The sequence below is a fragment of the Sporomusa acidovorans genome (assembly GCF_900101845.1).
Taxonomy (GTDB): domain Bacteria; phylum Bacillota; class Negativicutes; order Sporomusales; family Sporomusaceae; genus Sporomusa; species Sporomusa acidovorans.
Map to the genome: position 1 here is coordinate 64,577 of NZ_FNAM01000019.1, position 25,595 is coordinate 90,171.

At 45.7% G+C, this 25,595-nt stretch carries 27 protein-coding genes and 1 riboswitch; of the genes, 2 read left to right on the top strand and 25 right to left on the bottom strand.

Annotated features, from left to right (window positions below; genetic code table 11):
* Positions 1-14 precede the first annotated feature (14 nt).
* Both BLR65_RS14245 and BLR65_RS14250 read left to right on the top strand, forming a co-directional pair.
* Positions 15-551, top strand: coding sequence for a PadR family transcriptional regulator (locus tag BLR65_RS14245; protein ID WP_093794853.1), 537 nt, complete (start codon positions 15-17; stop codon positions 549-551).
* A gap of 102 nt (positions 552-653) precedes the next feature.
* Positions 654-875, top strand: a complete 222-nt coding sequence (locus BLR65_RS14250) for a tRNA-specific adenosine deaminase (RefSeq protein WP_093794854.1) — start codon at positions 654-656, stop codon at positions 873-875.
* 189 nt (positions 876-1,064) lie between these two features.
* On the opposite strand, the gene BLR65_RS14255 is transcribed toward BLR65_RS14250, so the two are convergent.
* The 25 genes from BLR65_RS14255 to BLR65_RS14375 all read right to left on the bottom strand — a co-directional run bounded on the left by BLR65_RS14255 (position 1,065) and on the right by BLR65_RS14375 (position 25,193).
* Positions 1,065-2,747: an MDR family MFS transporter gene (locus BLR65_RS14255; RefSeq protein WP_211285272.1), complete on the bottom strand. Its 1,683-nt coding sequence runs from the start codon at positions 2,745-2,747 to the stop codon at positions 1,065-1,067.
* 168 nt (positions 2,748-2,915) lie between these two features.
* Positions 2,916-3,611, bottom strand: coding sequence for an aspartate/glutamate racemase family protein (locus BLR65_RS14260; RefSeq protein ID WP_093794856.1), 696 nt, complete (start codon positions 3,609-3,611; stop codon positions 2,916-2,918).
* On the bottom strand, positions 3,608-4,498 hold the full coding sequence (locus BLR65_RS14265; protein WP_093794857.1) for a PhzF family phenazine biosynthesis protein: 891 nt from the start codon (positions 4,496-4,498) through the stop codon (positions 3,608-3,610). Before BLR65_RS14265 ends, BLR65_RS14260 begins: the two co-directional genes overlap by 4 nt.
* A 30-nt stretch (positions 4,499-4,528) precedes the next feature.
* The gene (gene pdxR, locus BLR65_RS14270; protein ID WP_093794858.1) at positions 4,529-6,037 is read right to left on the bottom strand and encodes a MocR-like pyridoxine biosynthesis transcription factor PdxR; all 1,509 of its coding nucleotides are present in this window, start codon (positions 6,035-6,037) and stop codon (positions 4,529-4,531) included.
* A 169-nt stretch (positions 6,038-6,206) separates the two neighbouring features.
* Complete coding sequence (locus BLR65_RS14275; RefSeq protein WP_093794859.1) at positions 6,207-7,058, bottom strand: YitT family protein; 852 nt, start codon at positions 7,056-7,058, stop codon at positions 6,207-6,209.
* Positions 7,059-7,200: 142 nt separating this feature from the next.
* Positions 7,201-8,079: a B12-binding domain-containing radical SAM protein gene (locus tag BLR65_RS14280; RefSeq protein ID WP_093794860.1), complete on the bottom strand. Its 879-nt coding sequence runs from the start codon at positions 8,077-8,079 to the stop codon at positions 7,201-7,203.
* A 31-nt stretch (positions 8,080-8,110) separates the two neighbouring features.
* Positions 8,111-8,296 (bottom strand): hypothetical protein, encoded by a 186-nt coding sequence (locus BLR65_RS14285; protein WP_093794861.1) that lies wholly within the window; start codon positions 8,294-8,296, stop codon positions 8,111-8,113.
* A 386-nt stretch (positions 8,297-8,682) separates the two neighbouring features.
* The gene (mobA, locus tag BLR65_RS14290; protein WP_093794862.1) at positions 8,683-9,282 is read right to left on the bottom strand and encodes a molybdenum cofactor guanylyltransferase; all 600 of its coding nucleotides are present in this window, start codon (positions 9,280-9,282) and stop codon (positions 8,683-8,685) included.
* Between the two features lie 67 nt (positions 9,283-9,349).
* The gene (locus tag BLR65_RS14295) at positions 9,350-10,051 is read right to left on the bottom strand and encodes a cytochrome b/b6 domain-containing protein (protein WP_093794863.1); all 702 of its coding nucleotides are present in this window, start codon (positions 10,049-10,051) and stop codon (positions 9,350-9,352) included.
* Positions 10,052-10,063: 12 nt separating this feature from the next.
* Positions 10,064-10,375: an iron hydrogenase small subunit gene (locus BLR65_RS14300; protein ID WP_093794864.1), complete on the bottom strand. Its 312-nt coding sequence runs from the start codon at positions 10,373-10,375 to the stop codon at positions 10,064-10,066.
* A gap of 12 nt (positions 10,376-10,387) precedes the next feature.
* Positions 10,388-11,647, bottom strand: a complete 1,260-nt coding sequence (locus BLR65_RS14305; RefSeq protein ID WP_093794865.1) for a [FeFe] hydrogenase, group A — start codon at positions 11,645-11,647, stop codon at positions 10,388-10,390.
* A gap of 149 nt (positions 11,648-11,796) precedes the next feature.
* Complete coding sequence (locus BLR65_RS14310; RefSeq protein ID WP_093794866.1) at positions 11,797-13,020, bottom strand: molybdopterin molybdotransferase MoeA; 1,224 nt, start codon at positions 13,018-13,020, stop codon at positions 11,797-11,799.
* A gap of 23 nt (positions 13,021-13,043) precedes the next feature.
* Entirely contained in the window at positions 13,044-14,066 is a 1,023-nt protein-coding gene (locus BLR65_RS14315; RefSeq protein WP_093794867.1) for a molybdopterin-binding protein, read from the bottom strand.
* A gap of 29 nt (positions 14,067-14,095) precedes the next feature.
* Complete coding sequence (locus tag BLR65_RS14320; protein WP_093794868.1) at positions 14,096-14,539, bottom strand: MOSC domain-containing protein; 444 nt, start codon at positions 14,537-14,539, stop codon at positions 14,096-14,098.
* 34 nt (positions 14,540-14,573) lie between these two features.
* Positions 14,574-15,050, bottom strand: a complete 477-nt coding sequence (gene moaC, locus BLR65_RS14325; RefSeq protein ID WP_093794869.1) for a cyclic pyranopterin monophosphate synthase MoaC — start codon at positions 15,048-15,050, stop codon at positions 14,574-14,576.
* A gap of 3 nt (positions 15,051-15,053) precedes the next feature.
* Positions 15,054-16,034 (bottom strand): GTP 3',8-cyclase MoaA, encoded by a 981-nt coding sequence (moaA, locus tag BLR65_RS14330; protein WP_093794870.1) that lies wholly within the window; start codon positions 16,032-16,034, stop codon positions 15,054-15,056.
* Positions 16,035-16,128: 94 nt separating this feature from the next.
* Positions 16,129-16,259, bottom strand: a riboswitch (molybdenum cofactor riboswitch).
* 351 nt (positions 16,260-16,610) lie between these two features.
* On the bottom strand, positions 16,611-17,198 hold the full coding sequence (locus BLR65_RS14335; RefSeq protein WP_093794871.1) for a flavin reductase family protein: 588 nt from the start codon (positions 17,196-17,198) through the stop codon (positions 16,611-16,613).
* A gap of 27 nt (positions 17,199-17,225) precedes the next feature.
* A complete protein-coding gene (locus BLR65_RS14340) occupies positions 17,226-18,014 on the bottom strand; it encodes an MBL fold metallo-hydrolase (RefSeq protein ID WP_093794872.1) in 789 nt (262 codons plus the stop codon).
* 1 nt (position 18,015) lies between these two features.
* Complete coding sequence (locus BLR65_RS14345) at positions 18,016-18,498, bottom strand: GNAT family N-acetyltransferase (RefSeq protein WP_093794873.1); 483 nt, start codon at positions 18,496-18,498, stop codon at positions 18,016-18,018.
* Between the two features lie 11 nt (positions 18,499-18,509).
* Entirely contained in the window at positions 18,510-19,475 is a 966-nt protein-coding gene (gene nrfD, locus BLR65_RS14350) for an NrfD/PsrC family molybdoenzyme membrane anchor subunit (RefSeq protein WP_169717050.1), read from the bottom strand.
* An 11-nt stretch (positions 19,476-19,486) separates the two neighbouring features.
* Complete coding sequence (locus BLR65_RS14355) at positions 19,487-20,029, bottom strand: 4Fe-4S dicluster domain-containing protein (protein WP_093794875.1); 543 nt, start codon at positions 20,027-20,029, stop codon at positions 19,487-19,489.
* On the bottom strand, positions 20,029-22,224 hold the full coding sequence (locus BLR65_RS14360) for a molybdopterin-containing oxidoreductase family protein (RefSeq protein ID WP_093794876.1): 2,196 nt from the start codon (positions 22,222-22,224) through the stop codon (positions 20,029-20,031). Before BLR65_RS14360 ends, BLR65_RS14355 begins: the two co-directional genes overlap by 1 nt.
* A gap of 35 nt (positions 22,225-22,259) precedes the next feature.
* Complete coding sequence (locus tag BLR65_RS14365; RefSeq protein WP_093794877.1) at positions 22,260-23,210, bottom strand: DUF169 domain-containing protein; 951 nt, start codon at positions 23,208-23,210, stop codon at positions 22,260-22,262.
* 1 nt (position 23,211) lies between these two features.
* A complete protein-coding gene (locus BLR65_RS14370) occupies positions 23,212-24,324 on the bottom strand; it encodes a (Fe-S)-binding protein (protein ID WP_093794878.1) in 1,113 nt (370 codons plus the stop codon).
* A gap of 41 nt (positions 24,325-24,365) precedes the next feature.
* Positions 24,366-25,193 (bottom strand): TIGR04282 family arsenosugar biosynthesis glycosyltransferase, encoded by an 828-nt coding sequence (locus BLR65_RS14375; protein WP_093794879.1) that lies wholly within the window; start codon positions 25,191-25,193, stop codon positions 24,366-24,368.
* Positions 25,194-25,595 lie beyond the last annotated feature (402 nt).

The following is a 25,595-nucleotide window of genomic DNA, read 5'->3' on the forward strand; positions in this document are numbered from 1 at the left end:
GAGCTGAGCTATAGATGTCAGTCAAATTGATTGTCCTTGGTTTATTGATGGGCGGCGAAAAACACCCTTATGAAATGCAGCATATCATGAAAATCCGGAAGCTGGATAAGTTTGTAAGTTTTTATAAAGGCTCGTTATATTATGCAGTTGAACAATTAAAGGATGAAGGTTTTATCGAAGTATCCCAAGTAATCAAAGAAGAAAAACGCCCTGATAAAACGCTTTACAGAATAACCGAAGCAGGAAAGAATGAATTTCAGGACCTACTCTTGCAGCAAATGAGCAAAGAAGAACAGTACTATGACCCACTCTATACCGCTCTCGTATTCGCCCGCTATGGTGACAGCAAGAAAATTGCCACAGTTATTCACCAGAAACTGAGCTATGCGGAAAAAAAAGTTCAAGTTTTAGAACAGGCTTTTGCTGAAATCCCCCCCCAAACCGCTCGCGCTGTTCAGTATATCTATAAAGGAATGATTGAAACGGCCAAGGCGGAAAAAAAATGGCTTCAGGAATTGTATGCAGATATCTTAGCCGATCAGTTAGGGTAATTTATCCACTCTTCCAACACACTCTTCCAATAATTAGTGACTTTTTCCCAATATTCTGCTATCCTATAATGATATTTATCATTTTTAGGGGGAGGAATAGCTATGAATTGGGATGAGTATATGAAAATCGCTTTAGAAGAGGCTAAAATTAGTTTACGCGAAGGAAACCATGGATTTGGCGCTGTTATTATGATTCAAAATTACCCCGGAAGAAGCCCCGATTGTAAAACGATCGGACAAGCAAATTGTTTTTCATTCCCGGAATTTTTGCCCGACGTTGGAGGCATGCAAAATTTTAGGAATCGACACCCGGACAATTTGTAAAAAGTTTAACGAAAATGCTACCGAAATGTTGATAAAACAAATCGACCCGCGTCTTAGCTTCTCGAGAAATTATGAGAAGCTAAGACCGCATGCGGATTATTGTGAAGAGATGATTACCATGAATGACAGTGGCAACACCTAGTTCCCTGGCCGCCGGCTACACCAGGCAGCAGCGGTCGAATACCCCGGTTATTCTTCGATTCCCGGTTTGTCTCCCCTCTTGTCCCGGCCGATTAAGTCGGGCACCAATTCAGCCGCAATTTCCGTTTCGGCGGCCAGCCCTTCGGCAAACAGTGTGACTCCGGCCTCTTCCACTACCGGTCTGTCTGCTTTACTTTCAACTTTGGCATTGCCCATAAACAGACTGATAAGCACCCCGGCCAAAATAATAAACATGGATACCAAAAAAACTAAGTGCAGTGAATCCGCCAGAGCTGTTTTGAGCGGCGGCAATAAAACCTGCTGTAGATTGGCGGGAATCATTTTCAGCATTTCCGGGCTTAAAAGCATATTAAACAGACTTTGCGGATCAGTATGGGCCTTATTTATGATTCCGGCCAACGGACCGCCGCCGGTTACACCGGCAACACCCTGCACAACAGGAAAAAACTCTTGCTCCATAATGGCGCGGGAATGATTATTAAAGACAACTCCCAATATTGTCATTCCGAGTGTTCCGCCAATGCTGCGGAAGAACTGGGTAGCCGACGTTGCCACACCCCGTTGTTCAGGCGGAAAAGCACTCTGCACGGCCAGCGTAACCGTTGGCATGATGATCCCCATACCCAAACCAAGGATAACAATATAAAAAGTGGCAACAAACAAGGTAGTAGCCATGGTCATTGTACTCAGCAGATAAAAACTCAGGGCCATAATCCCCATCCCTGCGGCAAACATACTGCGAAAACTGACTTTCGTCACAATTCGCCCGGCAATTATGCTGGTAACAATCATCGCAAACATCATCGGGATCATAGCATTGCCGGAAGCGGTTGCACTGACACCGATAACCCCCTGAAGAAACAGCGGTAAAAACATAAACGCACCAAACATTCCTAACCCCATCAGAAATCCAACTATATTGGTAATCGAAAATACCCTGTTTTTGAACAACTCCAGACTTAAAATCGGATCCTCAGCTCTACTTTCTATTAAGGCAAAGATAATCCAGGTAATAAGCGCTGTTCCCAGCAGCCCAATAATCTGCCAGGATAGCCATGCATAGTCTGTCTCCCCTAAATTAAACCCCAGCAACATAGTTACTGTGGCAATAATCAGACTAACGGCACCGGCATAATCAATGACTACTTTATCCGTAAACCGTTTTTCTCCCTGCAGTCCAAGATAAATTGTCACCGCCGCCAGTATCCCTATCGGCAGGTTAATATAAAACACCCATTGCCAGGAGGCATAGTCCACCAGCCAGCCGCCGATGCTTGGTCCAACAATCGACGCCAATCCAAACATAGCTCCCATGGCCCCTTGCCATTTACCACGCTCCTGGGGTGGAAAGATATCGCCAACAATTGTCATGGCCAGCGGCATCATAATGCCGCCACCAATTCCCTGTAAACCCCGGAATAAAATTAACTCCGTCATATTTCGGCTAGTGCCGCATAGGGCGGAACCAATCATAAACAGGATAATCCCCGATACATACACAAGCCGGCGGCCATACACATCAGCCAGCTTGCCGGCAATCGGCACAACGGTTGTTGAAGTCAGCATATAAACCGTAGTCACCCAGGTCATGATGCTTAACCCGCCAAGTTCACCGATAATTCGCGGCATAGCTGTGCCGACAATGGTCTGGTCCAGTGAAGAAAAAAACAGTCCTAAAAAAAGACCTACCAGTAAAACCTTGCGTTGCACTTCCGTTTTCAGAATAATTCCTCCTTATACCCCTACAAGAACTTAACTTCAGTAATATCATTTCCCGGGTTCAGCAGCTTTATTGTGAACATTGCCCTAAACAGAAAGTGCCAATAAAAAGATGCCTTCCGGCATCTTTTTATTGGCACTTAACTTAAAATCTTACTTTTACACTCCAAATGCATAATCGACAGCAGCCGCCGCATGAAGCGTCATGGTATCAAATACCGGGGCATTAACGTCAGCTTGTTTAATCAGCAGGGGGATTTCCGTACATCCCAGCACAATTCCCTCTGCTCCCAGCCCCATTAGTTTGTTAATAATTTTCTTAAACTGCTCTTTGGAATCCGGATTAAGAACACCAAGACACAGTTCTTGAAAAATTACTGTATTAATAAATTCCCGCTCGTTTTCTTCCGGGATGATAACGTCAATACCATGCTGCTCTTTTAGACGGTTCCGGTAAAACGCTTCTTCCATGGCAAATTTAGTCCCCAATAAACCGACTTTCTTTAAGTCCCGGAGTTTAATTGCTTGCGCAGCGGCATCGGCAATATGCAGAACAGGCATACCTGTCTGCTCAATAATACTATCAGCACACTTATGGATCGTGTTTGAACAGATAAGGATAAACTCAGCTCCGCCTTGTTTTAAGTGCAGCGCCGCCTGGACCAGCAACTGATTGATCTGTTGCCAGTCACCCTGCCGCATCAGTTCCTCAATTGGTCCAAAATCAACCGAATACAGTAAGCACTGAGCCGAATGCAGCCCGCCTAGCTTCTGCTTTACACCTTGGTTAATCAACCGGTAATATTCTAAAGAGGATTCCCAGCTTAACCCACCGATAAGTCCAATTGTCTTCAAAATACCATTTCCCCTTCCATGACGCGAACAGCGGTACCGCCGACTTTAACGGTCTTAACCTGCCCAGCCTGCTTGCTGACAATAATATTTACCTGACCCGGACGCCCCACTTCCAAACCGGCTTCCCCGATCAATGCAGCCTCGCCGTCAATAGCAATTAGATTATGGGCAGCAATATAAGCGGCCGCAGAACCATTGCCAGTGCCGCATACAGGGTCTTCATTGATTCCATCTAATGGACAGAAAGCGCGGGAATGAAAGCTGCAGCTTGGCTGAACAGTCTCTAGACAAAATGGTACAAAGCCTTCCATCCCGCATTTTTTACTCATAGCAGCAATTGCGGCAAAATCCAGGTGGGCATTACTCAGTTTAGAAAGACTTTTAATGCCGACAACTAACCACCATAGACCTGTTGATACCTTCATCGGCTGAGTTTCCAGTAAATCATCCGGTGTAAGTCCTAAACCTGCCGCAATCTCAGCCCGGCTGAGATCGACTCCGGCCAACTGCGGCGCAGCCTGCGTCATCATAAATACCGTCTGGCTATTTTCCTTTATTACCTCTACCGGTAAAACTCCGGCCTTAGTCTCTTGATAAAAAACACTCTTTGTTTGATCCAGCTTACCCTCTTCGTATAATGTGGCAAAAGTGGCAATCGTAGCATGACCGCATAAAGGTACCTCCACATTTGGCGTAAAAAACTGAACTTTAAAATCAGCTACATTAGAATGTGAAACAAAAGCTGTTTCCGAAAGATTCATTTCGCGCGCAATCTTCTGTTTTATCGCATCAGGCAAACCATTGGCATCAGTCACTACCCCTGCGGGGTTACCACCAAACAATTTTGTGGTAAAGGCATCCACCTGTTTAATTTTAACAGTACCCATGAAAATTACCTCCTCTATTTCACCTTGATTTTAAACCAAGGGTTTTATATTATGCTCATTCTCCAGGTCTCTGTCAGTTGCCGTTTCTCTTACAGCTTGCATAAAATGCTTTATTCCGGGCTCAATTTGATCAGGATTAACAAACGTATAATTTAGCCTGACATGCGTATCTCCTTGGGTGCCATCCGGATAAAAGGCTTCCCCTGGTAAAAAAACAACTCTCCGTTTACCGGCATTGGCCACCAGCTTATGCCTGACAATATTGTCCGGCAACCGGCACCAAACATAATAACCGCCTAGTGGCTTATTCCAACTCGTTCCCGGCACCTTATATTTTCCCAGTGCTTCCAGCATCCTATCTCTCCGTCCGGCATACTCCTGTCTGAGCAAAGCGATATGATTGTCATAGTCTCCCCTGCGAATAAAGGCATCAAGCAAGAACTGAGCCGGTGTATTGACATGTAAATCTGTCATTTGTTTAAGATGGGCAAACTTGGCCAATACCTGCGGCGGTGCCGTTATCCACCCGACTCGCAATCCCAAAAACAATGACTTGGAAAAGGTACTTAAATAAATAACATAGCCGTGACGATCAAGTGCTTTCAGGGGTGGAACCGGTGCACTGTCATAGTAAAGCTCGCCATAAGGATCGTCTTCTAAAACTGGCAGCTGATACTGATAAGCCAAATTCAAAAGTTGATATCGCCGCTCCAAGCTCAGCGTAACCCCTGATGGATTCTGAAAGGTAGGCAGTGTATAAATAAACTTAGGCCTATGGCGCACCAATAAGGCTTCCAGCACATCTGTACGCAGACCATCTTGGTCGATTGGCACACCAATAACACGCGCGCCGGCTGACCGGAAAATCTGAATAGCCCCGAAAAAAGTAGGCTCCTCAACAAGGACGGTGTCACCTGGTCTAATAAATATCCGTGCGGCAAAATCCAGTCCTTGCTGCGAACCGGAAAGGATCACAGTGTCTTTTGCCGACGCCGCAATCTGACGCTGCCGCAGCAAATAGCTTATACTCTCTCTGAGCGGATAGTGTCCTTCTACCGGACTGTGCAAAAACATTTCCCGGCTGGTCTTCCGGTATAAATCAGCTTGAATTTCACGCATGATTTCTACCGGATATAAGCTAGGAGCCGGAATACCGCCGGCAAAGGAGATGAGATCATCGCCACCCGTAATGGCCATAATATCCCCGATAATATTGTCATTGCTGCCGGCAATGGTTTCCGTAAAAAGTTGATACCAAGGCAGCGGATTGATATATCCGTCAGGCAGCGCTGCCTGCTTGGCTTGGGAAAGGACGATTGTCCCTTTACCGACATGCGAATCCACCAAGCCGTCAGCTTTAAGCTCCTGATAGGCTTTTATCACCGTGCTGCGGTTAACCTCCAGCGATTTAGCCAGGCTGCGTTCAGGCGGTAATATAGTGCCTGCAGGCAATACATCCGAAAAAATCATTTCCCGCAAGCGATTTTTTATTTGCAAGTAAATGGGAGTATCGGCATTACGATTGATTACGATGCGCATCTAATCACTCTTCTTATATACAATTGGATTTGGTACCATCCAATTATCATTCTACCAAATTAATTTCTAAAGAAAACCACCAATTGGAATATTTTATAACCATCCAATAACAACAAAAAAAATCATCAGTTCAGCCTTAGGCTAAACTGATGATTTTTGTCTTTCTGAATTATATTTGCCTAGCTCCGGGCAGGGTAAAGCCCCGCCCCATAACCTCGGCAGCATCCTGAACAATCATAAAGGCATGCGGATCAGCCTCGTGAACCAGTTGTTTGATTTTGGCAATCTGCGTTAGGCTGACTACAACAAATAATACTTGTTTGTCCTGACGGGTGAATGCACCTTGTCCGTGAAGAATCGTGACACCCCGTCCTACTTCTTTTAATATGGCTTCCACAATAGCATTGGTACTGTACGAAACAATAAACACTGTTTTTCTGCGGTTAAATCCTTCGACTACCTTATCAGTGAGATTAGCGCTAATAAACATGGATATTAAGGTCAACATCGCCAGTTTAAGACCGAACAACATAGCCCCCGCCAGCATAATGACACAATTAATGGCAAATCCCACTGCCCCAAAATTAAAAGAATAGTATTTTTTGACAATCGCAGCTACAATATCCAACCCACCGGCACTGCCATTAACACGGAAAATACAGCCACTGCCTATACCGGCAATCACACCGCCCGTAACCGCGGAAATGATCGGATCATCAATCAGATTGTAATCAGAAACAAAACGCGTGGCGTCTACCGCCAAAGAAAAAAGAATGGTTCCGTAAATAGTTCCAACCGTGTAGTTTTTGCCTAACAGACGGTAAGCAGCATATAAAAGCGGAATATTCATTAAAAAGACTTGCACGCCAATCGGCCAACCGAATATAAAGTAGAAAATGATAGCCAGTCCGGATACTCCGCCACTTAAAAGATGGTGGGGAACCAAAAAGGCGTTGATCGAAATACTGCTGAGCAAACACCCAATTGATACCCACACATATTGACTGATCGTAGTTTTCATATGACCTCCATGTTATTGTTCATTCCAATGTCAATCAAATTTTATCATACAAAGTGACAGACGTGAATATCCTCAGCCCATATAAAATTAATGGAAACTTTGCTAAAGCAACAAAGTTTCCACATATCAGCCTGTCCCGTAATTATATGCTTTCTGTCTTGCGTGAACAAAGCCGGGAAAAATCCTTATTATCGATAATCTGCGTCAATGTTTGCAGAAGTTCGCTCTTTCCTGCCGGTAAATAGCTTTCCACATGAAGACAGTTTGACGGATGAATGGAGGTAATTCCACAATGCTCCAACTGTAAACCTTGAATCATTAACCGCATTTCTTGTAAAATTTCCATTTCTTCCGGAATTTCAAACTCGCCTCTTTGCACCTTGTCATAAATTTCCGTTCCGGGGTGTACGATAATTGTGAGAAACCCCAGATAATCGGGCTGTATCTCATTACAAATCCGGGCCGTATTCTTGGCATGCTGCCATGCTTTTGAGCTTCTTCCGGCCAATCCTAAAATCACGGTAACTACCAAATTGATCCCTGCTTGTCTGACCTTTCTCCCGGCTTGAACCATCTCGGCACGAGTAACACCCTTTTGTATAGTGCGCAGAATGTCTTCGTCGCCGCTCTCTACACCCAGGTGCACTTCTACCAATCCATGTTCTTGCAGTTCGCTCAGTTCAGGGAGAGTTTTTTTCAGGATACTGCCGGCACTGGCATAAGTTCCAACATATGAAAGGTGGGGAAATGTATCATACAGATGATTTAGTATTTTGATCAAATCTTCTGCCGGCATGCTGAGAGCATCTCCATCTGCCAGAAATACTTTTTCCACTTCACCGTAATATTCTTTGGCAAGATCAATATCTTTCAGTATTTCCTTCAGTTCGCGAACACGATATTTTTTATTCTTATACATATAGCAAAAAGTACATTGATTATGACTGCAGCCGATCGTACACTGCAGTATGTAGTCATCCCCAGCCATATGGGGACTATAAATATCTCCCTCATAGCGCATAGACTCTTCTCCCTATACAAACCCTGAAAAACTAAATATGAGTTAATCTGCGCACATACATGAATTTTACTTTTGCCTTGCTTGGCTTGCTTCTAAACAGCATGCTATAAACCATCTTTTTAGCATGTTCAGGGCTGCTCGTTTCTACCGTGTTAGTCATTAAAACAGCATTCCCGGCAGCCGGGCAAACTTGATATTTAACTTCATAGATTTCCATATAACGACACCTCAACACCATATTTTCATAATCAGTTATGCAAATAAACTGATATAAGTAGATTAATTTTTACTAAGTATGATAGTAAAAATATTCAGATTATACTTATTATTTTAGCATAAACATGGATTGTTCTGCTACTTAAAATTACATATTTCCACATATTTTTTCATAATTCGCATAAATTTTTAGGTGGCTATCTGCGTCCGGGTACTTCATCTTCCTTAAAACCTATGGAATAGTTTGCGTAGATTTTTTCGCCATGCAAGGCGGAGGAGCCGCGCATATCGGACATATGTAAGGCGACGACAACGCGGCAGGGCGGAAAAAGATGCGCAAAATATCATTCTATCTCCCAGCGCTTATCTGCCATACCGATTTCTTGACTAACGCAAGCGATCTGTCTGATGGGTTGTTCTAAGGTAACGCACATCTTCCGGGGTATTCAAATTATAGAACATTTCCCTTAGATCGCCTACCGGGCACAACTCACTTTCCCTAATTTTAAGAACCCGCACCTCCGAATAGAATTGGTATACTTGACGTACATTAGCCTGCAGACACTTTTCTATAGGTTTGACACAATTACGGGAATAGACGGCACAAAGCGGTTCCAAGCGGCCTTCTATTTCAGGCACTATCACATCATATTCCGCACTGCGCTTAATTAAATAGCCGGCCAGTTCTTCGGTAAAAAACGGCATATCGCAGGAGACGATAAAAGCATACTGATGCCGGGCGGCCATGAGGCCTGCGTGCATCCCCCCAAGGGGGCCCATGCCCGGGTAAGTGTCCGGAACCTCGACAATACCCGGCAGGTTATATTTTGCCGTGCTGTTGCTGGCAACAATTATCTCATCGACAAAATTCCGCAGTTTACGAACAGTACGTTCGATCATCGTCTCGTCATTATAGACCAAGAGCGTTTTATCACGCCCCATGCGCGAACTGCGTCCTCCTGCCAAAATTATACCGCTCACATCCACGGCACTGTCCCCCAATCCTGGTTCCTTAATTTGCTTAACGCGGCAAATTCACTGGCCACTAGCCGCATTAACCTGCATGCTGCTGACCATTAACAGCTACGGAGCCGTCTTTTTTTACTAATTCAATTTCATTTTCCACCCATACCGGGTTATGATGCTTAGCCTCGCTGAGCGTTTGCGTACCATCGCCAAACATGCACAAAAACTCGCCCCAGTTGTAGATTCCGAGAAAAATATGCGCAAATACGCTGAGTCCCAGAATAATGCCGACAACTAAATGCACCATGTCAAACCAGTACATGGCTATTTTGGGTGCAACCGGCAGAAAAGCATATAATCCCCAGCCGGTAACAATCAATAGGATACCGCCGATTAACATCATGATTCCCATTTGTTTTTGGCCTGAGTTCATTTTGCCCATTGGCGGTACCGGGATGGTCTTACCTAACAGCATTTTTTGCGGATACCCGCCACAAACTTTCATCCAGGCGACGTCGCGTTCATCGTAGCTAAAGATTCTGCGGGTAAACGCGACAATTCTGTCTAAAGCAAAGATGGTATAAAAAATGCAGGATAGTGTAAGTATGCTGGCACCCACAATATGGATTTGCATGACCAAGTTTTGCAGATCATCACTAAATGGCTTTAACCAAATGAAAAATCCGGTTATGGCTGCTGGTAAAAAACCTAAAATCAATCCCCAGTGAAAAACTCTGGAAACTAGCGGATGTTTAAGTACTCTTTGACCCTCTATATCATGATGGCTCATCAATTATCCCTCCTACACTAACTTGGTTCTGTCCACATACTTGGTATGAAACAGTTCTTCGGCTAACGGACTGAGTGGGTTTTTGGCAAACTTTTTGTACACGTCAGTCACAGCCTGGTTGTTGTGGCTTTGGCGGATTTTTGATTTTGCATCATCTTTATAGATGCCCTGCGCCCGCAGCTTTATATATTTGGTCCGATCCTGGACCAAATCTGTGGCCACATAGGCACCGGTCCACAATACGGCGGCTGCCACACCGGCAAGGCCAATAAATTCACGCCGCGTTACTTTTACGGCTTTTTCAATATAATCATAATGCGCCACTCTTTTCCCTCCTTATGACCACGGCAGTACAGCCTTGGCTTTATCCAGCCAGGATGTTCCCATTGGATTGATTGGCTGACCGCCACCGTTGACACAGCCGCCCGGACAGTTCATGACTTCGATGAAATGATACGGGGATTTACCGGCTTTGGCTTCGTCTAACAGCGGTTTAACATTTGTCTTAATTCCGTGGGCTACGGCTACTTTGAGGGTTACTTCCTTACCAGTCTTAACGTCTTTCATGGTAACGCTGGCTTCTTTCACCCCTTTAAGACCGCGAACCGGCTGGAATTCCAGCACATCAAGCTCTTTGCCGGTAATCACGAAGTAAGCGGTTCTGAGTGCGGCTTCCATAACGCCGCCGGTATTGCCGAAAATCGTGCCTGCACCGCTGTACTGCGCCAGCGGATTATCCTGGTCGGTAAATTCAGGAACACTTTTAAAATCAATATTCAGCTTTTTAAATAACCGGGCTAGATCCCTGGTTGTGAGTACAACATCAATATCCGGATAGCTGCCTGACCGGCCCTGCGTCTGCCAGTAGCGGGCGGCACTCGTAAATTCCGGACGCGAAGCCTCGAATTTTTTCGCCGTGCAGGGCATGATCCCCACCATGAACATGTCTTCCGGGTTAACCTTCCAGACTTCTTTGGCGCCGTAAGTTTTTCCCAGGGCACCGGCCATCATCATCGGCGATTTCGCGGAGGACATATTGGGCAGCAGTTCAGGATAATTAAGTTCTGCATACCGTACCCAGGCCGGACAGCAGGAAGTAAATTGCGGCAAAGGCCCCAAATGATGTTCCGACGGCTCGCCTAAGGCAAAATGACGGATTTTGGCAATCAGTTCCATGCCCTCTTCCATGATGGTCTGGTCGGCCGTGAAATTGGTGTCCAAAATTTTAAAGCCGGCTTGTTTGAGGGCACCATAAAGCTTCTCTGTCACCAGACTGCCTGGCTCCATACCAAACTCCTCGCCGATGGCCACCCGGACAGACGGGGCCATCGTCCCTACGACGGTAATTTTTTTGTTTTTCAGTTGCTCGATCACTTTGTCGACAACATCAACTTTATCCTTGGGCGCCCCAAAAGGACAGTTGACCAGGCACTGCCCGCAAGAGATACATTTTTCACTGTCGATTGAATGCACAGCCCCATATTTGCCCTGTATTGCATCTGCCGGGCAAAAGGACTTGCAAGAATCGCAGCCTTTACAAACCTTTCGATCAATTTCAATTACACTGGTTACTTCTTGCTCTTGAAATCCTTTCAAGATTCTACCTCCCTTATAAGATTTAAGGTAACTAGCTCATAGCAACTTCTGGTGTGCTTTAAGGGAGCTTAGTTAGCTTAGCAAATCAGAAAGTACAGTGCTTTCTGATTTACTAAAAAAACTAGTTAACCAGTGCTAAGAATGTCTCTTTATTGTCTGCCAATGACGACGGCTGAAACCTCTTGACCGGCGACAAGCGGCCCATTGCCGGCAGGCACGTCAATTAATATATTGCAGTCAATCATTGATTTTAAAACACCATTGCTTTGCTCGCCGGTAAGTTTTGCATAACGGATATTATTAATTATTTCTACTTTAGCGCGCAAAAACCTGCGTTGTTGACTCGATTTATTAAAATTGTCCTTTAAAATTGCGGAAATTTTAGGCGGCAAGCCGCTTTCAAACCCCAGCATCCGTTTAATGAGCGGGGCAACAATCAGGTCAAAGGTAATAAATGCAGCCGCCGGATTGCCGGAAAGACCAATAATGAGTTTATTGTTATACTGGGCGGCGATGATCGGCGAACCGGGCTTCATATCCACTTTCCAGAAGATAATTTCGGCACCGATTTGTTTAAGAGCAGCCGGAACAATGTCATAATCACCCACAGAAACACCACCGGTGGTAATGACTAAATCCGACAGTGCCAATGCCCGGCTAATATGCTCCACAATAGCGGCTTGTTCATCAGGAACAACCCCCATCATAACAGGGGCGGCCCCAAGCTGTGAACAGCAAGCCCCCAGACTGTGCAGATTGGAGTTATAGATCTTGCCTGGTCTTAGTTTTTCGGACGGGTCAATTACTTCATCCCCGGTGCTTAAAATAGCGACTTTGGCTTTGCTAAATACCGGTACTGCGGCAACGCCGATGCCTGCCAGCAACCCAACAAGCGGCGGTGTCAACACCGTACCTTTTGCGGCAATTAATTCTCCCTGGCGGACGTCCTCACCGGCGCGGATGATATTACTCCCCGCCTGTAAAGGATACATAACTTTAAGCTGATTTCCTGTTCTTGCTACATCCTCAAATTTGATAATGACATCGGCCCCTGCCGGCAGCGGGGCGCCGGTCATAACCTTGATTGCTGTTCCGGGGGTTACTTGTTTTTCCGGTACAAAGCCTGCCCGTACTTCTTCGATTACCTGGAGAATTGCCGGGTTCTCCGAACTTGCTGTTTCCGTATCGCCGGCTTGCAGCGCATAGCCGTCCAAGGGAGATTTATCAAAAGGCGGCAGATTTATAGCTGTCCGTATATCCTGGCTTAAAAGTCTGCCGACAGCCTCTGCCAGTGATACATGGCATTCCTTAACCGGCCGTACTAATTCCAGTAATGTTGTCTGGGCTTCCTCCAGTGGGATACCTGTCTTCATTTTTTCCACCTCTTGCCTAATTTTCACGCACCGGTTCCAAATGAACAGGCAGGATATTGACATACATCACACTCAAGACATAATCCACCCATCCCTAATTTGACAATCATTGGTCTGGTAACGGTCTGTCCTGACAAAACCATCGGCAGGACAAGGTCAAATACGGTTGTTTTATGATACATAACACAGCCGGGCAGTCCCAAAATCGGAACTTTACCTAAGTAAGCTACCATCAGCATAGCGCCCGGCAGCACAGGCGCGCCGTAGGTGACGATTTTAGCGCCGGCTTTTTTTATCCCGCTCGGGGTAACGTCGTCAGCATCAACCGACATGCCGCCGGTTGTCAGGATCATCTCGGCACCGCTGCCGATGAGCGTGGCAACAGCCTGCGCTATTTGTTCCGCATCATCAGGAACAATAATATGCTCAATGACTTTACAGCCAAAGCCTTCGACCTTGGCTTTTACAACCGGCCCGAACTTATCCTCAATCCGGCCGTGATAAACCTCGCTGCCGGTGGTGATAACGCCTACTTGGTAAGGGTGAAACGGTTTAACGGCAACAACTTCGGTTTGCCGGGTAATTTCTTCAATTTCTTTTATTTTGGTTTCAGCAATGAGCAAGGGGACAACCCGGGCACTGGCGACCTTATCGCCCTTTTTTACAGGCCGGTTGTTGTTGCGGGTGGCAACTACAATCTCTTCTATGGTATTAACCCGCAGCAATATTTCTTCATTAATGGCCAGCATCCCGCTATGTTCGGCAATAAGGTTAACCTTGCCCTCGGCAGGTTCGGTCAGGCTGAGTCCCTGCCCTTTTACCGCACGGGCAAGCCGGACTCCGGCGTCATTTTCATGCAAAAAACCTTCTTTTAGCTCCCATACATACAGATGCTCTTTGCCTAACTTTAAGAGATTGGGTATATCCTCCTCGGTAATGATGTGCCCCTTTTTAAATGCCCGTCCTTTGAATTCGCCGGGTACTATTTTGGTAATGTCATGGCATAATACATTGCCGACTGCATCTTCCACTCTGACGATCTGCATTTGTTACTTCTCCTTCCATGTTAACCTATTCAGCCGCTGTAACCAATCCGTTCAATGGTATCGCCAGCTTTTATCCAGCCCGGAGTAAGCACTTTGGTAAAAATCCCTTCTCTGGGCATCACACAGTCACCGGTCTTTTCCCTGATGGCACAGCCCTTGTGGCACTCCTTACCGATTTGCGTTACTTCCATTACTGTTTCGCCTATTTTCAGTTTGGTGCCCACAGGCAACTCATACAAAACAATGCCTTCGGTCGTAATATTTTCGGCGAAATTTCCTGCTTCAAGATTATGAAAACCCCGGGTTCGCATTTTATCAATGCTTTCATTGCCGAGCAGGCTTACCTGTCTGTGCCAGTTGCCGGCATGAGCGTCCCCGTTAAGGCCGTGGTCTACCTCAAAATAGCCTTTTTCCAGCGGCCGCTTTATTTCTCCTTTGTTTTCACTTATATTAACTGCCAGTACCTTGGCCATTATTTGTCCCTCCTTTATCAATAAAAAATCCTCTTCATTCTTCCCGTTTAACATGACCGCTTTTACCGCCCATTTTTTCCAGCAGCATGATATCGGTAATTTTCATCCAGCGGTCAATGGCCTTGCTCATATCATAGATGGTCATAGCGGCAATACTGACACCACTGATCGCTTCCATTTCCACCCCTGTTTTTCCGGTCGTTTTCACTTGACAGCGAATCGTGATTGTGGAATTTAATTCATTCATTGCAAATTCAATATTTACCGATGTTAACATGAGCGGGTGACACATGGGTATCAGGCCGGACGTTTGTTTAGCCCCCATGATACCGGCGACCTGCGCCACTCCCAGGACGTCTCCTTTTTTGACACCGCCGCTTTTAATGGCTTGTAAAGTCGCTGGCTGCATGTGGACAACAGCCTGAGCCGTCGCTACGCGCACCGTATCATTTTTTTCACTTACATCCACCATGCGGGCATATCCGTCATTGTTAAAATGAGTAAAGTCCACTTGTTATCCCCCTATTTGGTACATCTTGCGCTTGTTATCCGCTCCCCAGCCTTCATTCATATGGTGACGGTTGGGTTTTTCCCTGATGGCCCGGCAGAATATTTCCGCCATTTTCTCATCACTGGCCTGGTTTTGCAGAGCCAGTTTAAGATTGAATTCTTGTTTGCCAAACAAACAGCCGCGAAGCTTGCCATCAGCCGTCATACGAATCCGGTTGCACTCACCACAGAAATGATCACTCATTGCACTGATAAATCCAACCGAGCCCATGCCGCCACGTATTTGGTAGCACTTAGCCGGTCCATTTCCCTGCACATTGGCGCCTTTATGCAAGTCGTACTTTTGCTCAATAATTTCTCTGATTTCACTGACTGTCACAACCCTGTCGGTTTTATAAAAAGGTAAGTCCCCTACAGGCATAAACTCAATAAAGCGTACATGCAGCGGCATTTTTTTTGCTAATTCGACAAAATCCAATATCTCATCATCATTAATGCCTTTCATTACCACCGTATTAATTTTTATCGGCGCCATGCCGATTTCCATTGCTTTGGATATGGAACGGACTACAGTTTTCAGGCTGCCCCGGCGGGTGATATACTTAAACCGCTCCTCGTCCAGGCTGTCGAGACTAAAGTTGACTCTGGTCAAACCGGCGGCTTTCAGGTCTTCCGCCATATCGGCAAATAACATCCCGTTCGTCGTGATCGCGATATCATTGATTTGAGGAATTTGGGCAATATCGCCAATCAGTTTGGTAATATTCTTACGCACAAGCGGCTCGCCGCCGGTCAGGCGAATCTTTTGAATGCCGATCCGCGCCGCTACCCTAACGAGATGAGCGATTTCCTCCAAGGTAAGGATATTAGCATGACCGAGATCCTCAATTCCTTCTTCCGGCATACAGTACTTACATCGCAGATTGCATCTGTTGGTTACAGAAACACGTAAATAATCAATATTGCGAGCATAACTGTCAAACATAATTCATTCACTTCCTTCCTGCTTAGCTATAGCAAATTTTTATTCAAATCTAAAAAGTAAAACTTCTGTATAGACGCACACAGAAGTTTTTCAAAAAACTAATGAAGCGCCTCCTTCCCGAGATTGGGAGGTAGCAAAATTTCTTTCGCTACCCCGTGAACAAATCGTTCAGACTGCCAGACCATGGATGACTTTAGGTCATGCAGCTCGGAGTGCCAACTATTATTTAGTTTTGGCTACCCTCATTTTGTTACAAATCCGCATTTAAGTTTATATAAACTCTTAATACTATTTAAATACTATTTAATTATTATTGCAAAATTCATGCCAAGTATTTTTTTTATTATTCAATCGTAAAACCCCTTGTGAATAAAGCCTTTGTCGCTATCGTAACTTTCGCGTGTTTCATTTGATTTTTTTATTTTGAGAAACCTCACGTTTTTTTGTATCATTTTGAAATCAATGCTCTTCTTTGTAGATAGTATCCAATAAAGATTTACAGGCAGGGTGTTACCATTTTAAAAAATAAAACTTCTGCTGCATTTGCACAGAAGTTTTATTTTTAAATTCTTGAATCTATATACGCATTAAAGAATCTCGAAGTGTTACCCCCATAGAATACACTTGCCCCAAATATTCGCCAAAGGCGTAGTAAGCACGATCCGAAGCACAGCTAATTAATGGCTTAACCAAACTAACAATTGGCATGCCGTTATGGTCAAGAATTTCTTCATCCGCTTTCACGCCGATAATCTGACCAATAAATTGCGTGTGAGCCCCCAGCTCAATGGTATGAAGCAATTTGCACTCAAATGTTAAAGGAAACTCTTTTATATAGGGCGCATTTACCTTGTCACTTTTTAGCGGCGTAAGCCCGGTTGCTGCAAATTTGTCGGTGTCTTTACCGGAGGCAAGACCGATATAATCGGCTTCAGCCACATGGCGTACGGACGGAATATTAATGGTAAATGCTTTTTGCATAAGAATGTTTGTATATGTCAACCGTGATTTTCGCAAGGATATGGCTATACACGGGGGAGTCGAGCAAACTATCCCGCCCCAGGCCACAGTCATCATATTAGGCTTACCGCTATCATCATAGCTGCCAACAACCCAGACCGGCGAGGGCATAGCAACTACTTTAGTTCCCAGAGACTTTTTCATTATGCTCACCCCTCCTTAGTAAGTCCGTTAAAGTTTTATACGCATCCCATCATAAGCGACACATACATTTTCATAGGCGGCGGCTTCTTCAGCGAGTTGACGGCTGGTTGCCGGCCGGCTGTAATGAACGGCCAAATGCGTTAACACCGTATTTTTAGCCCCGATTTGCCGGCCAAGGTCAACGGCCTGCTCCAGCGACATGTGCGCCTGGGGAAACCAGTTATCACCATGGAATGTCGCGTCACAAATGAGCCAGTCTACCCCGTTTACCTTCCCGGCACTCACTGCCGGCAGCCCGGCAGTGTCCGGGTAATAGGCCAGTTTTGTACCCGCTGTTTCCAGCAAAAAGCCGGCGGTTTCTATCCCATGATTTGCGGGCAAAGGCGTGATACCTAGGCTGTCAACACGGTACTGCCTGGCAAACTGCCAGGATTTAACCGCAAAAGCCTCTGTCAAATTGGGGAAAGCGGCTGTAAACTGTTCTACTGCGCTAGGTGGCAGGTAGATCGGTATTGCTTCGTTTCTGGCCAGTTTTATATAGTATTCCAGTTCTCCCAATCCGCCAAAATGATCATAGTGCCAATGGGTCATAAAGATACCGTCAACCCGGGTAATGCTTTCTCTGATAAGCTGGTGACGTAAATCAGGCGAAGCATCAATCAGCAGTTTGCTGTTACCGGTGTCAATGAACGCGCCGCTGCGTGTTCTGGCTAATGCCGGATTGTCTCTGGCTTCCCGGCATCCTGCACAATCACAAAAGAAGGAGGGTAATCCGGGTCCCGCGCCGGTTCCCAATAGTATAAAAGTTGCGTCCACGTCATTTTCTCTCCTTATATTGATGGCATTCAATCATCATTGCCACCGGCTTACAGTCTTGTTTGTCAGGACATTCTTCACACTGTTCGTCGAAGGGATAAGCGAGTACGGAAAAATCACAAGCGGCAAACCCGTTTTTTTGATAAAAAGGTGCGGCATCGCCTTTGGCTACTGTTGTAACCGTATACGTCTCATCCACACCATCAAAGGAAGTTCGACAATAATTTTCAGGTTTTTTGAGCAGTTCTTGCAACAACTGACTGCCAATTCCCTGATGATGTCCATCCTTGCTTACGGCGAATACTAGTAGATGAAACAAGTTAGTATCAATTTGCGATAACATCGCCCCAGCTAAAACTTTGTGTCCTGCTTTGACCAGTACGTGTTCCTCAATATCGCCGGCAAGGGCCATACCATAACCGGTAAATAAATCCTGTAATGTTTCTTCTTCTTCCCTAGTGGCAAATGTTATCTCGTTCATCATGCTACCTCTACTTATTTTTGCGGATTCAACCAATTAGCCTTTTGCTGCCAGCGCGCTTCCAGGGCAACTGCCAGGTCGGCAATTTCCGTTCTCTTTATTTCATCCTTTTCCTCACCAGGCAAAGTCACTCTTACCGCCGCTCTTAAAAAATCAATTCGAAAACAGATTCCACCGGCAAGAACCAGTACGGCGGCTATCACCAACCAATAGGCAGAAGTAAACAATACAGTAATGATCATCGGTACCAAGGTTCCGAAGGTAACGATTCCAGCCCAAAAAGCCGCACTAAACTCACCCTTCCATAATTTATTCGCACCCCGCCGTGCTTCCTCGGCCGACGACAGTTTCATCCCCAGCACATAACCGGGTATCGCGAATAACTGGGCAACCAGCAAAGCGGCCGCTATATTCTTAATCATAATCGTATAGGCGTTGTCCCCGTACCCAAGAATAATTAAGAGCAACATTAAGGCTGCAGCCCCTGTTGCCGTGCCGTTAATTAGAAACAGTCCGACCAAGCCGCCACCATTCCAGAAGCCCCTGCCTTTTGCTTCGCCCAATTCTATTCCCGGGTAAGTAACATATAGCAGCGCTGCTATAATGGCCAAAACCGTAACGATCGTCTTAAGCCAGCCAAGTCCGTACCAAGGAATAAAACTAAAGAAAAATGTCGCATAAACAAAAACCAGTGGCATATATAAACTTTGTATCAAGGATCCAAAACTCATAACAGAAGCAAAAGGCCGCGCATTGACCAAGTGACCCCTGGTTTTATGAGTTAACTCTTCCAAAAGCAGCAAAGCTCCCACGCCGGCGGCTGCTAATGACACAATGCCAACCCAGCCGTTAATTTGTCCGGTTACCGGATTTCCTACCAAGTCTGATACCGCAGCAATGACAAACATCATCGCTCCCATTGCCGCTAAAAAGAAGTACCACGCTGGTTGACTTCCCCAATATTCCTGCTGTTTTTCCACGCTAATCCCTCCTAAGGCATGATATAGTAAACTGATGGTTTCGTTCCTAAGTGTGAATACAACGGTTGTGCATTGTTTTTCCGGATCAGTTTCACGATCTCGCTGTCAGGATCATCAAGATCACCGACATATCTTGCCTGTAACTGGCAAGTTTCCACACACCGCGTAACCATGCCTTCTTCCAACCGTTCAAAGCACATCTTACACTTTTCTACAATTCCGGTTTCCTTATTCATCTGGCGTACACCATACGGGCAAACTACCATACAGAATTGACAGCCTACACATTTTTCCGGATTAATTGCCACAATACCGTCTTCCCGGTGATAGCTGGCACCGGTAGGACAGCCGTCGACACAAGGCGCATCCTGGCAATGCATGCAGCCGATTGGGATATTATAAGCAGTCAGGTTAGGATATTCGCCGATTGGTCCGACCTTGGAAACCTTGCAATATTTCATATCAAACGGTAATTTATTCTCATTTTGGCAGGCAACCGTACACGCGTAACAACCCACACATTTTCTTAAATCGATCAGCATTCCCCAGTGCATTAGTCGTTCCCCTCCACTTTCGAAATCCGGCACATAACTCCCCTGGAACAGAAACTGCCGCAAAGCTCGTCTAACGTATCCAGATCATCATCTATGCACACATTGATGTTAGATTCAAATACTCCCATTAAACAGGGATCTTTAACTTCCTTCTCAGGGAACCACCAGCCACGTTCGGCCTGAACAACATCAGGAGCAACTGCCGAGGTAATAAAGGCTGTCTGCTTAACCTTGCCGGTCGGAGTCTCAATCCACACCCATTCGCCTTCTTTAATGTTAAGTTTTTGAGCAAGAGCAGGATTAATGGCAACCCGTGGATAGGGCCTTAACAGTCTGAGTCTTGTTATTTCCTTATGCTCGGAATGGAAGAATGGCATAAATCCACCACCGGCTACCAGCGTTATCGGATACTGTTCGGCCAATTCCGGTCTGGCTTCGGCACTAAACGGCGGTGCAACATAGTGCGGTAATGGATCGTAGCCAAGCTGTTCAAAGATTGAAATTTTTAATTCAACTTTTCCTGATGGCGTTGCCACTCCCCGTGTTTCATATTTTCTATATTCACGGTCAGCGAAATGCATCCGGTAAAACTCAACAAATTCCTCATAACTCTCAAGTTCCAATCCAATAGGATCAAGCCGGTATTTGAATATCTCTTCATCGGTTTTCCACGGCCAATACTCAGCCTGCCCCATACGATGTCCTAGTTCTGACCAAAACTCTATGTCAGTCTTGCGTTCATACAACGGTTCAATTGCTTTTTCAGAGGCAATCAGCCAATCGGAAACACCATAAGTCGTAGTCATAACCGGTCTTTCCAACCAGGAAGCCGCCGGCAAAACATAGTCGGCCAGCATGGCTGACGGTGTCATCCAATATTCCATCGCTACATACAACTCAAGGTTTTTTAGTCCCTTATAAACCATTTTCGAATTAGCGTAAGACACTAAGGGGTTATTAGCCAGTGTGATACAGGCTTTTACCGGATAGGGATCTCCTGTTGCCATAGCCCGGAACACAGTCGAAGGATTAGCTTCGCAGAACCATTCTGCCGGGATACTTTTGCCCCATACGCGCAGCATATTCTCTGTTAATAGTTTATAACCCGGCCAGGTATTTAACTTAAACCGGTCTGATCCCAGTTGTTTTGCCCGCTGTTCTTCCGGCAGCATATCGTTTAATTCCATTTCCCAGTCAGTAATAAATGTTGGGTGAGGACCCGGCATAACGTCGCCGCCCGGAACATCCAAGTTGCCGCAAATAACCCGCAGCGCTACCCGTGCTTGCGCGGAAGCCGCACTGCCTCTTCCCAATTGGTCGGTAGCAACCCCCCAGACGATACAAGCCGGTTTGCTCATCGCGTATATCCTGGCAGTCTCAGCAATCAATTCCGGAGAAATACCGGTTTTTTCAGCGGCCCATTCAGGAGTGTATTCCTGCACCCTTTCACTCAGTTCTTCAAAACCTACGGTCCAATTCTCAATAAACTCATAATCGCATAAGCCTTCGTTAATAATAACATTCAGCCAGGCAAGGGCCAACGCATTATCGGATCCCGGTTTTAACGGCATCCAGATGTCAGCCTTTGCAGCTGTTTCGCTGTAATTTGGATCAATAGCGATAACTTTTGTTCCATTCTCTTTCGCCGCTAACAAGCCACGCATTTCGGGCAAATAAGAAGCCCCGCCGTTATGTCCCCAAATAACAGCACATTTAGCCCCTGCAACTTCAGGGTCAAAAGCGGCCCAGCCATAGGAAGCTGCTTCCGTTAAAAAGTTGGGAATCCAACACACAGGTGCTGTATGAACAACATTAGGGCTGCCTAAAAGATTGAAAAAACGCCTTCTGGCAAAATCGTCCGTCCGGTTAGTTCCTCCGGTGGTAGTAATGGTTTCGGCACCATATTTCTCTTTTAAAGCGGTCAGGCGCGCCGCAATATCATCCAGCGCCTCTTCCCAGGTTACGCGTTTAAACTCACCTGACCCCCGTTCACCTACCCGTTTAAGCGGATAGTTAATCCGGTTGGGGTGATTGAGGTGATCTAATGCGGATACTCCCCGGGGACATTGCGCCCCGACATTAAATGGATGTTCGGGATCCCCCATCACCTTTGTTACCACTCCATTTTCAACTGTTGCCAGCATGCCGCAGTTCATATGGCAAAAATGGCATGCCGTCTTTTTTACTTCGCTCATCCTTTATCCCCCAATTTTATGCAATTTTAGTTTGTTTACCGGAGTGTCAACTGTATGGCTTTTTGCGGACACTGCCCGGCACAGGTATAACAGGCACAGCATTTCTCGGGAACTGTCGCACTGGCCTTTGGCTGCCCGTCGACGGTCATCATCGTAATTACGGCTTCCGGACAAAACGCTTCACATAAACCACACCCAGTACACCGTTCACTGTCAATACGGACATCCACTGCATTACCTGCTAGCGGTTCCGCACAGGCAACTTTATCAATAACCGGCGGCATATAGATTTTCCGCCGGGCCTCCGGTATACTTTTTGCCGATAATTTTTCCAGTGCACATGCCAGTGTGGGCAGTTGTTGAAACGGTACAGATACATAGGCTTCAAAATCACTAATATCACTAATGGCTCTGGCACCATAACAACCGAAAGATATATTCATCTGCTTAGTTTTCATAACCTGCACCGTAAGATCGGCACAAGTCGAATTGTAACCTGATGTATGGAAATTATGCCGTTCGCCGGTGCTATAGCTGGCTGCACACATTAACCACATCATTTGCTCAGGATAAATCGTAAAAATAACCACATCCGGTTCAAAAGCTGCATCCTCAAGTGGGGCAAGCACAGTCGCCGCATAGGTTCCTGCTTCAAACTCCTGCCGCGAGGCGATCATTTTTTGCGCGCACTCAATTGTTGGTAATTTTTTAAACAACAAATATAATTCACCGGAACGCAGTTTGGGGGACATCGGAATCAGCCCCATAATTGCGGCACCATCCGGACAGGCATGCCGGCTCGGCGGCATATATAAACTATTACCGCGCCGGGCAAGCGTAATCGCCTGGCAGTGTCTTAGCGGAACCGAAGGCTGAGTCACCTTTTCCGGGATTTTTTCACCTGGCTTTAACAGTTTTACAGCAACCGGCGACCACCTAAGTGTCAGCATTTTCGTAAGCGCGGCAGCGATTTCACTATTATTCATGTTATTTGGTCTCCTTTGGGCAACTTTCCTCTGCCATAATTTTGTCCCATATTTTTTCCCCGTCAGCACCGTTGAGCATAGCAGCCACCCGTGTTTTCGCCCCATTAAAGTCTTTAGGCTGATCCAATAACAACTGTAATGCATGCGTTACCGTAACAGGCGAATCAGCGTTGTCAAATTTCAATACACAACTTAGACAATACCCTACCAAAATGTCCGCATCAGCCTGCCGGGCTTCCTTTAATCTTGTTTGCACAAGTTCTTCTGTCAGGTCAGGATTAAAATGAGAAATTTGCCCGCCGCTGCCACAGCAAATGGCCTCCCCTTTACTATGCTGCATTTCAATTATGGAAAAGCCGTTTTGTTCCAGCGCCCGGCGTACCTGACCGGCAAACTTAAGTTCAAACCGGTCCGGACAGGCATCATGAATTGTGCACTTAATGTTTTGAGATTTCTTATGCACAGCAAAATTCAATACTTCATATACAGTTTGAATCCTGACAGCCAAAGACGCAAAAACGTTTTTCAATTCATAATAGCAGCCGGGACAGGCAGTAATGATCCGGCTTATCTGATGGGCCTCTACAAATTCTTTCAACCGCTTTTCTATAGCGTCAGCCCTGTGCTGTATGCCCAGTTGAACCAGAGGTTTGCCGCAACACTCTGTCCACATGCCCTGACAATTGCAGTCAGTTTGCAAACGGCGATAGACCTCACGCGTTAGGTTTGGCGAGTAAGTCAATAGCGTACAACCTGGAAAAAACCAGGTTCCGGCACTGCCGACATTCTCAATACCGTCGTAATGTACTCCATAAAACCGGCGATACATGTTCATCACGTTATTGGGCCGGTCAGGGAAGAGATACCGGTATTCGTCAATATCAATTTCGCCATTTTCTACCGCAGCGTTTCTGCGGCCGGCAAACATATTTTTCGGGCTGAGTCCCAGCGGACAAACAGCCTCACAGGCCCCACAGAGGGAACAGCTAAAAGCCTCCATAACTTCAGCCCCCTGTTTGGCTATAACCGCCGGAGTTTTTCCTGTTTTCGCAAGAAATGGACAAATTGCGATACACTTACCGCATTCGCTACACTTTTCCGCTAGCGTTTCCATTGCACTCTCTCCCTTCAAGCACTCTACTTGCCGAATTCATCTTAACGATGAGGAACGGCTGTGCTTTCCAGTCCGATTTTATCCAAAATCGCCAGTGTATTGACCGGTATTTTTATATTCTTGTCACAGCGCGCCGCCAGATCCAAGGCCTTGATAACCGGAATCATGCTTGCTAAATCTACGGGAATATCCACATCCGATGCGGCTTCAACGATCCCAAAGGGAATATCCTGCTGCACGGCTTTGGTTACCAGCATATCCAGCGCGGTAATCCCGTCAGTATTGTAAAATACCCGGTTAAAATCAAAAGGTGTCGTACAAGTAAAACCAACTACTGAAAAGCCCCCTTCCTGGCAGGAGCCTTCTACCAATGCCGCTCCCAGTTCCCGGGGTACGGTTTCAATCTGTTTAGCAACTTTTCGGCCATTTTCACTTGCCGCCAGCTGTTCTAATTTGCCAACGGCATCTGTAATAATGGCGGGCTGGAGACTTGGCAGGTCGCCGCCAACGATAACAACATTGTCAGCCAACCGATCCTGAGCCCCGTTTTTCAAAATATAATCAGCGGCATATTGCATACATTGGTCGAAATTCCCACCTTGGTCAGCGTAGATTTCTTTGATCTGAGCACGGTTGGAAACCCTGGACAGCAGCTTTTCCAAATATTCGCGATCGCCGTCATGATTGTAACAAATCCGCACATCGCCGCAATTTGCGTCGGTACAAACGTTAATGACATCCAGCAGACAGCCTTCGTAAAAAGCCATAGCTTCTTCCGGCGTCAGGATTCCGCCCCGGTCAGAAGTAAGCCGGGTTTTCGTTTCTCCTGCCTTTGGAACTTTGGTAAAAACAACTATTGCATTACGCATTACTACTCCCCCTATTATTTAACAATCCAGCTACTAAGACAACTTCACTGCAGTTGTCCGCACTTGTTGCCTAGTTTTTCATCCTTATGATTCGTTTAATTCTTAATAATGCAAATTTCATGCCAACGATTTTTTTTGTGATTAAATTCTAGAATCCCTTATAGATTAAGCATTTGCTGACATTTTGTATTTTGCATTATTTTTAAACTTTTTTTCATTTTGAGAAACATTGCATTTTTTTTGTCTCATTTTAGAATAAGCCATTATTCTCAGGCACATATACAACATGTGACTATGCCGATATCGTATAAAAAACGGCTATGTCTATAAAGAATAATAAAAGAGCTGGGTATCATGCATCAGGCCCAGCCCTTTATATTTGTTTATTCTCTTAAGTAGTCT